The following is a 15,607-nucleotide window of genomic DNA, read 5'->3' as shown; positions in this document are numbered from 1 at the left end:
CTGTGAGCCAGAAAAGATCAGACATGGTCACCGCTCGTTTTTCGAACCGTGAATCATGCACCAACGCGGAAATCAATGGGTCCTGACCCTAACCACCAAATATTATTAGCTCACTTTGAGGGCTAAATTTGTCATCAAATACATGTCAGTAGGGGCTTCTTGTTCTTGCGATGACGTTCTATAAGACATCTGACATCTTTGGACCTGCTTGGTATAAAGGCAGCTTGAGGTGGATCAAATTGTGGCTCTACTAGTTCAGGATAAAGTGCAGTTATTTCGGAGTAAGCCTCATCAGAAATAGACTTTAGCGCCTCTGGTCCGGTGTAAAGGCTTTCTGTCGGTGCGCCATTGGAATAAATGATTTGGTGCTGATCGAACAGGATATGGTAGTATTCTATTTCTTGGATATCATCTGCCACTTCTATACCTTCCAAGCTAGTAAGTTTTATTGCTGGGATCAGTACTTCATCAATGCCAAATATGCGTTCTACTATCATTGAGTTTATCAAAACCCTGTGCTGGCGAGAGACTATTAAATTGTTAATGGGAAGGTCGCAACCAAGCGCCTTAGCATTTATTCGAATTGGCCGTAGTTTTGGATTCGCTATCAAGTCGAAGGAATTAATCTTTATAGATCCGATCCAGCGCACTACTTCAGAAAATCCACCATAGGTGGTAACTCGGTCCCCGACTTTTAGCTCCTCAACAGCAATATCACGTCCGTCACTTTTTTTAATCAGTGTTCCAGCACCGAAACACACGATCGAAGAATATGGCACTGTACCATCAGCTCTGGTGGCCGTAAGTGTACGGTTGGTACTGTCGAATAACCAATCCGGTGCGGGAGATGTGAGAATAAACAGCTGCCTAACTGGATTTCCGGCGGTTTGCGAGAAAACCTCCGTCAGGGTGTATCTTTCGCCAGTGTCATTGTTTGTAAATCTAAAAACGGTTCGTGTACGGATGGTATCCCCAACGTCCAGCTCTGAAACAGTAGACGATACGATTTCTTGGTCGCCGTTTGTTTCGCTAGGTGGAGCCTGTTCAACGTCATCAAGAGTTGTGTCTCGGAAACCATCATCATCTCTTACGGTAACGGAACCAGCGAGCTCCAAACCCTCCGATCCTGAGATATCGACGATCCGAAAAATGTTAAAAGTGTAATCAGGCATTTCCTGGCCTCGTGTTCAGATTTGATACAAAAGAAGCCCTACCTAATCTATGAAACGTGCTCTGAAAGTCTATCGATTACCTTCTACGGTAAGACAACTCCTTCAACGCCGCGTCTGCTTTCCGATTCAGTGGCCTTCGTCACAACTGATCCTCTTTCCAAAACTACCCCTCTAAGATTCCATACGTGGGCATACATCTGGCAACACCGAGGCAAATTCTAGTTTGTGAGCTTGGGCGTCAAACTTGGGATTTCAATAAGTGAAACGGATAGAGCCGCGAGCCCTAATCGAGTAGTCCAGTTCAATTGTGGCTACATTGTGGATCTATTGTCGACCGTTTAGCAGACCTTTGAAGAGGTTACTTGACCGAACAAAGGCTTCACTGGTTTTATCGCGGTCTATGGCTTGGCACGGTTCCTGAACTGGGTGCAGAATGGTTACGGCTGTTTCCATGGGAAAGCATCAGATGCTTTCGTTGACGCATGATTGCTATGGCAAAGCTGACCGAATGAGAAGTAAGGTTTAAGCTTTCTTGGCGAACGGGCTGCGAGATTCGCACCAATTCGAACCTGAAGCTAATTCTGATAAACCAAGATCGACAGCCGAAATGACACACACTAGTCAATCTCACTTGATAACTTTGCTATTCCTTCGATTGCGGACGCCCGCGCCCGTTCGGGCCTGGGTCAGGCCATCGTAAGCCATTGCGTTGTCAAGAATATCGCACCTGCCTACGACGAACACCAATTCTTGTCTTGCCTCGACTCTTTACAAAGTAAGGCTGAAACCGCGCCATCTGCTCGTCGTCCAGCCGGAATGGATCGCTCATGTTGTACTCTAAATACTCTCGGGCATGAATCACCCACGCGGGATGGCGACGACTAAATTAATGGGTCTAATACCTGGCTAAGACCTTGCGGGATCGGTTGTCCGGAGCTTCCCGCAAGGTTAGTACTGTTGAGCTTACTGTGCCGCGAAATGGTCTTCGCGCAGGAGCATTTTGCCGTCTTCCTGCAAGACCCACAACTCATTCGAGATGATCCCACTTGCGATATTCATGCGCCATTGGGATGACACGCGGGCCGAGTTTGCGTTTAACACCTCAATGCGTGTGTTAAAGTATTCCACATCGGTAGCGCCCTTGCCGATCAAATCGGTCCAAAATGCCTCGATTTGCGCATGGCCGGTAAAGCGACCGAATGGGTTAGCCACCATCAGAGCATGAGGTTCATATAGAGCTGTGGCTGCCGCTGCATCTCCTGCGTTGAACGCATCGATCCAAGCTCGGCTGGACAGTTGCGTTGCCTTGCGCACCAGTTCGCGCCCTGCAATGTCTCGCAATGCTGCGGACAACCCACTAACGTCGCTAAACATGGGTAGATGACTTGTTGCCAAGGAGTAGACAAACTCGACTTCCTGAGCGCCATACATAGCCCTTTGATGTGATATTGGCAGCGCTCGATCTTCGGTGCACTCAACAAAATACCTCGGCACACTACCATAGTTTGCATCAGTCAGGTCCAAGGCTTCACTAAGTGGTCCGACCGGTTCAGCAACAAGATGCGGGCCAGCTGCGGAGAAGACATCTAATGGAACGTCGTGGCCTACTGCGCCATGCAAAGCATCTTCCTTGATTTTCACTGTTTTGCCATCAGCGGAGAATACCAGATTATTCAATGCTTCCGATGTGCTCACACCATCAATAGCATCCATGAATGCGGCACCATCTGGCAACATGAATGCGCAGACATATACAAGCGCATCAATTTTTTCAGGCCGCATCTCTGCCACTTGGCTGGCGACGACCCCGCCAAAGCTGTGCCCAACCAGAATTGTCGTCCCTGTTAGTGCATCAATCTCCTCGACGATGCGATCGACATAGGCCGTTAGCGTGGCATTCGATGGGTCGCTTTTGTTGCTGCCATGGGAAGGAAGATCCGGAGTGATGTATTCGGCTTCGGTGCCAAGATCTTGGGTCAGAGATTGCCATTGCCATCCGCCCATCCAAGCGGAGTGAACAAAGGTAAAATGCGGTTTCTCCGCCGCTAGTGCTGGAGAGGACAAGACAAGGGCAGCGACTGATGCGGACATTAGGGTTTTGAGTTTGGTCATTGTGGCATTCCTTTCAAATAATAAACCTCCCTGAAGTTAGGATCTTCTATTCGCCGGAAAAACATCTAGTATTAGTCATATTTGTACGATAAAATCGAACAATGATGGATTTATTCTCCCCTCAGTTACGGATATTTCTTGCAGTGGCCGAAGCTGGTTCCATTACCGCAGCCGCTGAACGGCTTGGCATGGCAAAATCCAGCGTCAGCCACCACCTCTCTTCGTTGGAAACGTTTTTGGGTATTTCTCTCATCCACCGGACAACCCGCCGAATGGCCCTGACCCACAAAGGCTTTCTCCTGCTAGAGCATACACAGTCTATGCGGTCTATTGCAGATACCGCTCTCAAACAGGTGCGCGCCAGTGAAACCGTGCCGACAGGTCCAATTCGGCTCACGGCACCCCATGCGATGGTTGCGAATGTCATCGCGCCAGCGATTCAACGTCTGATTCTTCGTTACCCTGATCTTGAACCATGTCTGATCTCGGATGACAGACGGCTGGATCTGCTGGATGAACGATTGGATCTGTCAATCACGGTTGGGGATTTGCCCGATAGCGCATTTCGTGCACAACGGGTCGGGACCCTGAATGACCTTCTCTGTGCCACTCCGAGGCTTGCAGCGAAAGCAGATCTAATACCAAGCCACACCGCAACACCCTCGGTGCTCACTTCGCCTTATATTGCCCATACCCGTCAGACATCTGCCCCCAAACACCGCTTGCGCCATGCAACATCTGGGCAAGAGATCGAAATCACCTGTCACCCAACGGTGACAATCAACACGGTCGAAGCCATGGCCTCGCTTACCCGGATCGGAGTGGGTGTTGCCGTGTTGCCGGATTTCCTCGTGAAAGCCGATTTGCAGTTGGGTACCCTCGTAGCCGTCCTGCCCGAATATAGATTTGCACCTAAGCCGGTTTTCGCGGTTCACCCTTATGAAGGAAATCCGCCCAAATCGGTGCGAGAACTGATTGTTGAGATCGCAAGATCTTTTGATTCTTGAAACGACGGACACATCGCTAAGGGGTGTATCCATTGTCTTTTCGAGTTGCAGCACTGGCACTAAGAAATAGGGATAACCTGGTGCAAAATCCCAAAGCTCTGAGCATGTAAATCCCGGCTGGTAGGGCGCCCAATCCTATGTCTGACGTCAGCGCCAATGGGACAGATGAAACAGGCAACCATCGGACTTCTGCTGATCGCATCCGCCACACTGACGGCCTGCGGTGACAGCATGACACAGACATCCGCGAATATCATGGGGATGCAATCGATCGCCGGCGTCCAGCGCGCGGCCAATACCGAGCCATCCAGCGCCGATCTGGCGATGAGCTACGGCCAGATCAACTCGGAGCCTTCGTCGCTCTATGCGGAGATCGAGACCATCAACAAGGCTGAGCGGGCTCGCGAGCGCAAAGCCAACTTCACTGGGGGCTTACTCAATGCTGGCTTGTCGGTCGTAGGAGCCGGAGCCTTGGCTAATGCGGGATCGGCGCAGGCCATTTCTAACGTGGGCACTGCAACAGCGGTCGCAGGCGCGGCCACAGATGGCTTGACATCCTCGGGCCCGGATGCCGGCACTTTCAATCGACAGTTTGCTTTGGCTGAACGCACATCCGTTTTGGAGCGCACCAAGGTGGTCAAAAAATGCTGAGAAAGGGTCGATTTTTAGGTCAGCAACACTGACTTATTTAACATAACAAGTCTTATGCGAGGCGTGTGTATCAGCGGATTTGAGCCTGACTTGAAGCCGCGACCCGCCCTCTGACTGAGATCAAAACGCGATGTCGCGGCATGTCCCTCCAAGAGGCTCCAACCCTCCCGGACCGCCGCACACGGAACGTGGGAATACGAAAATGCGCAACAGAGGACACACGCAACTTGTCAGAGGCGGCCAGACAACGCAACACTGGACGCGAATGGCCACGCAAGTGGTCAAATATAGCCTAACGGTCGCTCTCGCCGCCTTCCTCATCACCTTCTGTGTGCTTGTTTATAAGAACTACACCATGGCCGGTGTCCGCATGACGCTCGCCTATGGTCTGGCGGAATTTAACGTCGAAAAACGCGGCACAGAAGATCGCCAGCTTCAATATGTCGACGCTCAAAACCAACGCATCGTCCGGACTGCTGGTCAGATCTACTCCGATCAGGAGATGCGCCAGCTTTACGATATCTATTCGTACAACGCGCGACGTTTCATCTGGATTGCAATGGTTCCTGCGACCATAGCTTTCGTTGTCGTGTTCCTGATCTTTGTAATTGTCGGGCGGAGCCTGAAAGAAGAAGAGCACATTCGCGGGGCGCGTCTGGTTACATCCCGAGAACTCAAAGCCTGGTCTCGTGCCAAATGGAAATCATACGAGAAGAAGTTCGGGCGCGAGGTCAAAAAGGGACCGCGCTACACGCTGGCCGGCATCCCCTTCCCGCCCAATGCCGTTGAGGCCCAGATCGGCATAACCGGAACCGTTGGTGTCGGTAAGACCAATGCGATGCATGAGCTCCTGAATACTATTCGGGACGCCGGTGGCCGTGCCATCATCTATGACCGCATGGGCGGTCTCCTGCGTGATCACTACGATGCCGCGCACGATATCATCCTGAACCCGTTTGATGAGCGCTCTGTGGGCTGGTCGCCGTTTAATGAAGTGGTATCGGCCGCAGGATTTGCCCAGATCGCTGAAGTGATGATCCCCGACCATCCCGGCTCAAACGACAACTTCTGGACCCAGGCCGCACGCCTTGTATTTCAATACGCCGCCCGCGAATTGGCCAAATCCGGCAACACGACCAATGCCGATCTGCGCAGCGCCATCATGAACATCCCCTCTGATGAGTTGGCCGAGATTGTCGCGCCGACCCCCGGTGCGCATTTCTTTGGTGAAAACGTGGCTCGGACCTCAGCCTCGATCCGCGCCAACATGATCACGGAACTCCGGTTTCTCGAATTCCTGCGCGATGATGCTCAGTCATTTTCGATCCGGGATTGGATCGTGAACGATCGTCCTGGCTTTGTGTTCCTGACCGGTGATGCTGAGAAAGCGGCCGCAACCCGCAACGTGATCTCGACCGTCATGGAAGTTGCCGCAAACGCGCTTATGGCCACAGAGGAAAGCCGCGATCCCAAGGTATGGTTTTTTCTCGATGAGGTTCCGACACTCAACCGGCTCCCGTTCCTGCCAAAGAGCCTTGCGGAGATCCGCCAGTTCGGCGGCGCGTTCGTGGTGGGCTACCAGGTCTTTTCCCAGCTTGAGGACATCTACGGGCCCAAGGCCGCAGAAACTATTTCTGGTGTCCTGAACAACCGCGTCGTCTTCAACACGCCGGATTTCAACACCGCGCAACGATCGTCGTGCTCTCTTGGCGAAGAGGATGTGCTGGAAATGAACGAAAACCTGACTCTTGGCGCGCATGACACGCGCGACGGGGTCGGGATCATGGCCCGCAGAACGCAGCGCCCGATTGTGACAGCCGCAGAGATCCAATCGCTGCCGCAGTTTTATGCTTATTTCCGCGCCGCGTATGACGCGCCCACGGCCCGGGTGAAGTTCCATCTCGTCCCGACCGAGGCCAAAACGGACAAGTTCATCCCCTATCGCGGGACCGGATTTGACGAAGGCGGGATGAACGTCAGCGCCACCAATGCCGAGATCGACCAGGGGACATGTGTTGAATCGGGGTTTGCCTCTTTGCACCCGACGGAGCAACGCGCCGAATTCCTGTGCTGGGTTGAACGTGTTCGTCCCGATGGCAAACAAGGCATCGAAGATCCGGAACAGATCTCAGAGCGCGAATGGTACTGGCAACAGTTCGCGACCGGCCGCGTCCGGGGCTTGTCCGGTAAAGAGATCACGCCCCCGAACCCTCTATCCGGTTTTGCGGGCAACAGCGCGAAGTCGAAACGCGAAGCCGTCAGCCTCCCCTACCCCGACAAAGACGCCCAACCGGATCCGAAACCTGTTGCGCCTGAGCCCGAACCCGCCGCCGCAGACCCCAAACCTGAAAAGAAATCTCTGTCGCAGCTTGCCGATCCCGCCAACCGACGCCCCGTAAGCCACAAGAAACCTTCGACCTCGGATGCAGCGCCCGCGCGGAGCGCGCCTCTCAAGTCCAAGGTGGCCTCGTTACAGGCGCTAAACGCCTCTCTGTCGGAGGGACGGTGACATGTATCCAGCGGTTAATGAAGCGGGGCAGCTTTGGCGGTTGCCTCGGGAAAAGGTGATCTTTCTGGGTATCGACGGCGTTCTGCATGAACAGAATAGCGCCAGCTTTGAGAGGCTTTCTTTATTGGAAGGATTCTTGCGCCTTCATCCTCAGATATCGATCGTCATTGCCTCTCATTGGAGGCGCGCGCCTCGACCGATCCTTGAAGAGTTGTTTTCCGAAGACATCAGATCCCGTCTGTCTGGCTGTACGGCCAGTCCGGGCTTGTTCGCGCTTAGAAGCACAGAAATCCAGCTTTGGGCGCACCGCAACCGTGTCCGAGAGTTTATCGCGCTGGATTCACAACCCTCTCGCTTTCGCCGCGAATGGGAACATCAGCTCATCACCCAGTCTCCCTCTGGCCTGAGCCTTTATGAGGTTCGCCGCCTTCAGCACTGGGCAGAAAAATCCAAACTTTATGGAGGGCTTTCGGCATGATGTCCGTCTCGAATGTCTCCGCTGGTGCAGCTGCAAGCGGCTATTACAAAGAAGAAGGCTATTACCAGGCCGGGTCTCCTGAAGCAGAGAATGCCGCACAATGGTTTGGAAAAGCCGCAGAGGATGCGGGGCTCACGGGTAATGTAGAAGACACGCGCTTTGCCGAGGTTTTGGATGGTCAGGCGCCTGACGGTACAGAGTTGGGCCGGTACGTAGATGGTGAACGCAAGCACCGCGCCGGCCTCGATCTGACCTTTTCCGCATCAAAGACCGCATCGATCGCGGCGCTCGTAATCGGAGATGACCGCATCACCAAGGCGCATGACGCCGCTGTGCGTGCTGCCATGACGGTCGTTGAAGAACGATACATCAAGACCCGGTATCAGATGGACGGCGAAATGAAGACTGCAAATGCGGAAGGCATTATCGCTGGGATCTACCGCCACGACACCTCCCGCGCGCTTGATCCCAACCTTCATAGCCACGCCGTCATTGCCAACATGGTTCTGAATGAAAAGGGTGAATATACCGCCCTTCGGAACGAGGATATCTATAAGAACCAAAAGGTGATTACAGAGGTCTATCGCTCAGACTTTGAATCGCGGCTCAAAGACATGGGCATCGAAACCCAACGCGGCCGGTATGGCGAGGTCAACGTCGCCGGCATCTCACAAGAAGTGGTGGATGGGTTCTCCAAGCGTCGACAGGAAATACTCCGTGCCTTGGACGGCAAAGGTTTGGAGCACAACCCCAAGAATGCCGAAAACGCCACGCTTGCCACGCGAAACGCCAAGCACAAGGATGTCGATCGCGCCGAACTGCGCGCCGATTGGCGCAGAGAGGCCATCGAATTCGGACTGGACGAAAAGCAACTCGACCGTGGCCAGATCGGACCAGAGGCCCCTGCCCCTGTTCTCCGCGCCATTCGCGAGCCTTCAGAACGACCCGCCCAGGACCCTGTTGAAGCTGGCCGCGTGGCCGGAATTGTCGCCTGGGTCAAAGGGCTGATCGCATCACCCCAGCAGGAAGAGACGAAGGCTCCGGAAACACCTCATGCGCAGGCAGTCACCAAAGCCATCGCACATGTCAGCGAGAGACAGTCTGTTTATGAGCGCTCCGCTCTGACCGCCGCTGCTTTGCGCTTTGCGGACGGATCGTCGTTGGAAGAGGTTGATAAGGAGATCGATCGCCGGATTGAATCCGGAGGATTGTTTGCCAAAGGCGAGTATGGCGAGACGCTGACAGATCAAAAATCGGTCGCAATCGAAAGCTCGGTGCTCAACACATGGCGCAAATCCGAGAAAACCACCGCCCTGGATCTCTCCCCCGGTGGCCGGCGTTCGGCCCCACTCGATCTCCAGGCGGCACTGGCGCAGGAAAAGACGCTCACCGAAGGCCAACGCGGCGCGATTGAGACCTCTCTGACCGGTGAAGGGCGCTATGTCGGTGTACAGGGCTATGCCGGTACCGGTAAGACCTACATGGTACAGAAACTCACTGAACTGGCCGAACAAGCCGGATACCAGGTCAAAGGCTTTGCCCCCAGCCATCAGGCCGTACAGGAACTTGGGGCCGTCACCAGCGAAGCCTCCACGCTGGCCCGCGTCGTTGTGAGTGAACGCACCCATCCGCAACAGCACGATAACAGCAAATCCATCCTTCTGGTCGATGAAAGCTCGATGGTCTCAGCCCGCGATATGCGCAGCTTCATGGATTATGCCGAGCGCACCAATGCCGCCCGCGTCGTCTTTGTTGGTGATACCAGGCAGCTTGACGCCGTGAGTGCCGGCCAGCCCTTCGCGCAGCTTCAGGAGGCAGGCATGCGCACGGCCGTTATGGGCGACATTCAGCGCCAGCGAGACACAACGCTCCGGGATGCCGTTTATGATGCCGTGCGCGGTGATGCGGCCAGTGCGTTTAAGAAGCTGGATGACCACGTCCAGACTGCCGAGGATCCGCGCGCAGCCGCTGCCGAAACCTATCTGGCCCTCTCCCCGGAGGAGCGCAGCAATACCCGCGTTTTGACACTGACCAACGCGGCCCGGGCAGAGATCAATGAAACCGTCCGTGCTGGCCTCAAAGCTGAAGGCGCTCTGTCTCGGGACGGCACACAGATCAATGGCCTCACCGCGAAACCCATGACCGGTGTGGAACGTATCGAAGCTGCCAGCTATGCACCCGGAGACGTGGTTCAATCTGTCGTCAGTAGTTCCAGCGCCGGGCTCAAGAAGGAAACACCCTACCTGGTGCAATCTGTCGATTCCAAAACGAACACGCTCAGCCTGCAGAATGAAGCGGATGGGACGCGCCTCGATCTTCCTTTGTCAAAGACGGTCTCCGGTCGTGACCTGGGCGCCTCCCTTGTTGCCTATGTACCTGAGACCCGCGAACTCAGTGCTGGCGATGCCGTCCGTGTTCGGATCACTGACAAGCAGAATGACCTCGTAAATGGGGAACGCGCTGTTGTCACAAATACTGACGATGGAAAGATAGCCCTCGCGACCAAGGATGGGCGCTCAGTAGAGATCGATGCCAGCGGCCTTGGCGCGCGCGGTCTTGAGCATGACTATGCCGCCACCGCCCATTCGGTCCAGGGTGAAACCGTCGATCGGGTCATTGTTGCGATGAACGCCCGCGACCAGCTGGCCACGCAAAAATCCTTCTACGTAGAAATCAGCCGGGCACGTGATGAGGCGGTTCTGATCACGGACAACCCCGCTGCCCTGGCCAATAACATCACTGAGCGCACCGGGGTCCGGATGACGGCGCTCGAAGCACAGGAACAATCCGCCTCTCAGGAAAGCCTCGACCCCACCTTGAAGGCGGTCAGCGCGTCCATTGAGCACCTGTCCGAACGCAACACGACTTACGAGAGATCAGAGCTTGCCATTGAAGCGCTGCGCCGGACTGACGGATCGGATATCAATGCCGTCGAAAAGGAGATCGATCGGCGCATTGATGAGGGTAGCCTGTTCGCCTCTGGCGATGACAAATCCACCCTGACCGACAAGGCATCCGTTCAGCTCGAAAGTTCGATCCTCATGACCTTCCATGCCACGAAGGAAACTTCCGGCGTCGAACTTCAACCCCATGCTGGCCGCGACGGACCCTCCGCGCTTTCCAAGAAACTTAGCGACAGCAAGACGCTCACCGATGGTCAGAAAGATGCCATCACGACATCCCTCACTGGCGAAGGACGGTATGTTGGTGTCCAGGGTTATGCCGGAACCGGCAAGACGTTCATGGTCGATCGCGTCGCCCATTATGCCGAACAAAGCGGCTATGAGGTCAAGGGGCTTGCCCCCAGCCATCAGGCCGTCCACGAACTTTCCTCCGTCCTCGGCTCGGCCGAAAAGCTCGCCAAGATCGTCACCCAGGAGCGGCACGATCCCAAGGATGTGGACAACAGCAAGACCATTCTGATTGTCGATGAATCCTCGATGATCGGCTCCAGGGACATGCGGACATTCATGAACTACGCGGAGCGCACGAACGTCGCCCGCGTCGTCTTCGTGGGCGACACACAGCAGCTCGACGCGGTTGCAGCCGGCCAGCCATTCGACCGTTTGCAAGAGGCTGGAATGCGCACGGCCATCATGGATGAGATCCGCAGGCAGCGCGACGACACCCTCCGCAGCACCGTCTATGACGCCATTCGTGGCGACGTGAAATCGGCGTTTCAGAAACTCGGCGGGAACGTCCAGGAGCACGAAAACCCGCGCCAGAAAGCCGCCGAAACATACCTTTCAATGAGCCCGGAAGAGCGCTCAGAAACCCGCGTTCTGACGCTCACAAACAAGGCCCGGGCAGACATCAATCAGGCTATCCGAGAGGGCCTGAAATCCGAGGGTCAGATCGAGGCCGCAGACCTCAAATATTCCGGTCTGAACAACCTCCGCCTGACCGATGCTGAGCGCGTTGATGCGCGCAATTACAGCCCCGGAAATGTGCTCCAATCGATGGTCACAAGCCCCGACCATGGGCTCAAAAAAGACGACACCTACTCCGTCCTGAATGTCGATGCCCCACGCAACCGGATCACCATTGTGAACCAGGAAACCCGCGAACAGAACATCCTCCCTCTTGGTGCCGTCCACAACAAGCGTGAGCTCGGGAAAAGCCTCGTGGTTTACGAGAAAGAGCAACGCGAGGTCGCTGTCGGAGACCAGGTTCGATTTCGCATCACTGATGAAAAGACCGGGGTGACGAACGGAATGCGGGGTCAAGTCACTGCAACCACAGGTAGAGCTATTGAGGCCGAGACGACTGACGGAACCTCCGTCAGCCTTCCCATCAACAGTCTCGCGGCACGCGGTGTAGAGCTTGATTATGCCGCCACGGCGCACGCTGTGCAGGGTGAAACCGTAGATCGTGTGATCGTTGCGATGGACTCGACCGAGAAGCTGGTCAGCCAGAAATCCTTCTACGTGGAGATCAGCCGTGCGCGGGATGAAGCCACCCTGATCACCGACGATAAGGACAAGCTGGTGAAGACCGTGGAGAAGGAAACCGGGATCCGCTCAGACGCCCTCGGAGCCTGGTTGGAAAGCCAGCGCGCAGACGAAGCTGAAGACCACAAGGACAAGGATCAAAACCGCGACCGCGACGCTGCCAAGGACGATCGGGACAAACCCGCCGACCGTGAAAAGGCTGAACCCGCGATCGGATACTTGCCGGGCCTCTTCGATGAAAACACCGAAGCGAAGATCCAGGAACTCGAAAAACAGGTTGAACTTATCAGAGACAGACAGAAGGAAATCACACGATGAACGACGCTCAACAAAAGGTACGCGTGGTCCTTGGACCAGTCGCCAGGCAACTGGTCGAAGGGTCTGAAGGCAACAGAGCAGAAGCCCTGGACCAGGCCATCCAAGACCTGATCCAGAAGTCAGAAGCCTCATCCAAGGCAGACCCTGAGATCGGCAACTTAAGCGCCGAGCTCACCTCATTGAAAACCATCATCGAGAACCAAAGCGCTGTCCTAAAGACGCTGCAAGAAGTGGTGATCCTTGAGCAACGCATGACCCGGATTTTCGTTGCCTCGATCCTCTCAGATGACAGCGAAGAACAACACCAGCTCTTGGAAATGGCCGCGGCCTCAGCCGAAGCTTTGATAGATCAAAGCGGCTTGATTACAGAACGAGAACGGGAGGCTCTTAAGAGCCGGGAACACGATGCAGAGGCCGCTATGCAGAGAGAACTGGACCGTGGTTCGTTGATCGCTGAACAGGACAAAGATCCGGAGTTGGAACTATGAAATCACCCGAAAAACAGCATGGCACGGAGCCTCAAAAATCACCGATTCTCGTGGCACGGACCCCATCAGCGTGGCACGGCCGTGGCACGGCCCGTGTCGGCGACACAAAAATCGTTAAAAAACAACGGCTTTCGGTCGCCGACAATGGCACGGGCGTGCCACGGCGTTTTAGCCATAAAAACAAGGGCCTTGCCCTTGTTTGCAGCTTGCTGCGTGGGGTGTGGACCTTCCATGAGGCCCATCGGGCCGAAATGGCACTTCTCTTGCCTTTCGCCCTCCGGAACGGGCTCTCCCTGCCCGCTTTCGGAACGGCGCAAGGCGCTTCTTCAACGCCCTCCGGCGTCCTTCGCAGCGTTCTATTTGGCGCTGCTCTAACGACCTGCTGTCTCTTCTTTCTGGGGTCAGTCTCAGCCTCCGCTGAAACCTCGACCGGGGGCTGGTCAAGCTCCGGCTCGTTCAGCGACACAGAGGCCCGCCAGATGCGCCAAAAGCTCGCCAAGGCACCCAAGGCCAACAGCGACGGTTGGGGCTCTCAGATCGCCTCTGAGGGCGTCGTGAGCGAGTGGGTTTCTCTCGACAAATTTGAGCGTGGCACGCCCGGTAAGAACCCGCCTCGGCTTGCCAGCTTCCGCTTGCCCAAAGGGACCGAGGTTGACCAGCTCTATGCGCTGATTGAATTTGCGGAATCTCCGAGGGCTGGCTATGACGCGATCCATCACAGCGCGAAGAAACTGACGGCCAAGCGTCCGACCCAGATGACCCTGGGCGAAATCAAAACGTGGATCAGAGCGACACCCGGCCAGCACCACGCCATAGGCCGGTTCCAGGTGATACCTTCAACCTTGGCCAGTCTCCAAAGACGCCTCCGGTTGCCTGACTCGGCTGTGTTCAACAAGTCCACTCAGAACAAGATGGCGGGTGTGCTTCTCTATGATGCGGGCTATCAGGATTTCGTTGCGGGCGACCTGACACTCTCTCGCTTCATGGACAACCTCGCTTTGATCTGGGCTGGCTTCCCGAAGGCCAATGGCAAATCCCACTACCATGGATATGCAGGCAACCGGGCCACGGTGACGCGGGCTTTCTTTGAAAAGCAGATGGTCAAGATATTCGGCGCCGATAATGACAAAGCGTCGTGATCTTCAGGCGCCGCAGATGACCTCGATGGGTTCAACACTCAACGACACTTCTTCTCGCGGCACTTGTCCTCGATCCGCTGATTCTCCGCCAAGCAACCTAAAGGCGAGTATGGGTTAAAGGACATGGCAATTAAACCCGGAACACTGTTGCAGACAATCTTGGATCAGAGCGTGTTCATCTCCTGCCGGTCGTGTGGGCATTCTGCTGTTTTGACTGTTGCCTCGATCCTGTCGCAGTGCAGCCCGGGCGTGACTGTCGCGGATGTCAGGCCCAAGTTCAAATGCACCAAATGCCGGAAGAAAGAGACTTCGGAATTCAGGTTGGCAACCGAGTGAACGTCTCTTACATGCTGTCCTGTAGGCCATCCCCTAGGCCAAAATCTGACAGGACAAACCCATGGACATTGAATGGCCAAAAACCATTCCGAGTGATCTTGAATCACATCTTGCAGTGGCATCTGAAACTGGCTGGCAATCTGCCCTTCGAAGCTGGTTGAGAACCCACCTTCTTGACCGGTTTGAAGAGTGGATTCCGCTGCTCAAAATCCGGCTTGAAGCGGCCTTTGAAAACACCAGCGCGGACCTTCCTTCAGCACCGGAATTCTGGCCCATTGTCAGGGCGTGGCTCATCCAGATTGGAGCCCGCCCACCGCAGTCATTATCCGCCCAACAGATCGGGTCTTAAACTCTTTCGATTGATTAGAACGCATGAGGGGATCAGAAAGGGGATGACTGATCCCCTCACGTTATCTGCGCATTGGAGAGGGGGTCTATCCATGCATCAGATTGGCTAGTTGGGTCACGTTGGGAGGAGAGGGTTACGTTCCTCCCAACGTGACGACCTGCCCGAAAGATCCTGTAAAATACATGCGAACCGTGGCCAGTTTGAGCGAGCGACCGTTTAGCCGGTGCACGTTTGGTGTACTTTGGTTTTGTAATGATCGACAATCACAGTGTTTCGTATGATGAAACATGTAAATATCTGACGCCAGCGCTCAAACGACAGGCCGTGCCGGGACTGCCGGAGCAAAGGAAGGGGCGACTTGTGCCGCCCGTCCTTGGTTTAGTCGTCGTCACCGCTCCGCTTTGGGAAGGCCACCATGTCGACACCAGGGAACATGTTGTACTTGACCTGGATCGATGTGATGTTGCCCTGCTCGTCGGTATGTACGAAAACGACGCCGCAGCGGTACCAGAAGTTTTTGCCATCTTTTTCGCCGGTTTTGACGTTCAGTTTCAGAGTTTGAGTTGCCATTGTTTGATCCTCGCCTTTGAGTGTGGC

11 protein-coding genes and 1 pseudogene are annotated in these 15,607 nt (G+C 55.1%); 8 read left to right on the top strand and 4 right to left on the bottom strand.

Annotated features, from left to right (window positions below; all coding sequences use genetic code 11):
- Positions 1 to 134: 134 nt before the first annotated feature.
- The 3 genes and pseudogenes from ACR0DH_RS19990 to ACR0DH_RS19980 all read right to left on the bottom strand — a co-directional run bounded on the left by ACR0DH_RS19990 (position 135) and on the right by ACR0DH_RS19980 (position 3,284).
- Positions 135 to 1,172, bottom strand: coding sequence for a Hint domain-containing protein (locus tag ACR0DH_RS19990; protein WP_480551742.1), 1,038 nt, complete (start codon positions 1,170 to 1,172; stop codon positions 135 to 137).
- A gap of 733 nt (positions 1,173 to 1,905) precedes the next feature.
- Positions 1,906 to 2,001 (bottom strand): annotated as a pseudogene (locus tag ACR0DH_RS19985) (IS5/IS1182 family transposase); the annotation flags it as partial.
- Between the two features lie 134 nt (positions 2,002 to 2,135).
- A complete protein-coding gene (locus ACR0DH_RS19980) occupies positions 2,136 to 3,284 on the bottom strand; it encodes an alpha/beta fold hydrolase (RefSeq protein ID WP_480551744.1) in 1,149 nt (382 codons plus the stop codon).
- Between the two features lie 101 nt (positions 3,285 to 3,385).
- On the opposite strand from ACR0DH_RS19980, the gene ACR0DH_RS19975 reads away from it, so the two are divergent.
- The 8 genes from ACR0DH_RS19975 to ACR0DH_RS19940 all read left to right on the top strand — a co-directional run bounded on the left by ACR0DH_RS19975 (position 3,386) and on the right by ACR0DH_RS19940 (position 15,010).
- Positions 3,386 to 4,291 carry a LysR family transcriptional regulator gene (locus tag ACR0DH_RS19975; RefSeq protein WP_480551746.1) on the top strand — a complete coding sequence of 302 codons (906 nt, stop codon included), beginning with the start codon at positions 3,386 to 3,388 and terminating at the stop codon, positions 4,289 to 4,291.
- Positions 4,292 to 4,456: 165 nt separating this feature from the next.
- The gene (locus ACR0DH_RS19970; protein ID WP_480551748.1) at positions 4,457 to 4,942 is read left to right on the top strand and encodes a hypothetical protein; all 486 of its coding nucleotides are present in this window, start codon (positions 4,457 to 4,459) and stop codon (positions 4,940 to 4,942) included.
- Positions 4,943 to 5,144: 202 nt separating this feature from the next.
- Entirely contained in the window at positions 5,145 to 7,451 is a 2,307-nt protein-coding gene (locus tag ACR0DH_RS19965) for a type IV secretion system DNA-binding domain-containing protein (protein WP_480551750.1), read from the top strand.
- Between the two features lies 1 nt (position 7,452).
- Entirely contained in the window at positions 7,453 to 7,929 is a 477-nt protein-coding gene (locus ACR0DH_RS19960; RefSeq protein WP_480551752.1) for an HAD domain-containing protein, read from the top strand.
- Entirely contained in the window at positions 7,926 to 12,698 is a 4,773-nt protein-coding gene (mobF, locus tag ACR0DH_RS19955) for a MobF family relaxase (RefSeq protein WP_480551754.1), read from the top strand. The genes ACR0DH_RS19960 and mobF overlap by 4 nt, the downstream gene beginning before the upstream one ends.
- Positions 12,695 to 13,186: a hypothetical protein gene (locus ACR0DH_RS19950; RefSeq protein WP_480551756.1), complete on the top strand. Its 492-nt coding sequence runs from the start codon at positions 12,695 to 12,697 to the stop codon at positions 13,184 to 13,186. Before mobF ends, ACR0DH_RS19950 begins: the two co-directional genes overlap by 4 nt.
- Before the next feature lie 479 nt (positions 13,187 to 13,665).
- Complete coding sequence (locus tag ACR0DH_RS19945; RefSeq protein ID WP_480551758.1) at positions 13,666 to 14,325, top strand: lysozyme family protein; 660 nt, start codon at positions 13,666 to 13,668, stop codon at positions 14,323 to 14,325.
- Positions 14,326 to 14,722: 397 nt separating this feature from the next.
- A complete protein-coding gene (locus ACR0DH_RS19940) occupies positions 14,723 to 15,010 on the top strand; it encodes a hypothetical protein (protein ID WP_480551760.1) in 288 nt (95 codons plus the stop codon).
- A 378-nt stretch (positions 15,011 to 15,388) separates the two neighbouring features.
- Here the strand turns inward: ACR0DH_RS19940 and ACR0DH_RS19935 are convergent.
- On the bottom strand, positions 15,389 to 15,607 hold a 219-nt coding region (locus tag ACR0DH_RS19935; RefSeq protein ID WP_480885035.1), incomplete at its 5' end, for a hypothetical protein.

The sequence above is a fragment of the Ruegeria sp. I1 genome, assembly GCF_056532675.1.
Note: the sequence above shows the minus strand (reverse complement) of the source record. Positions and strands in the feature narration are given on the sequence as shown.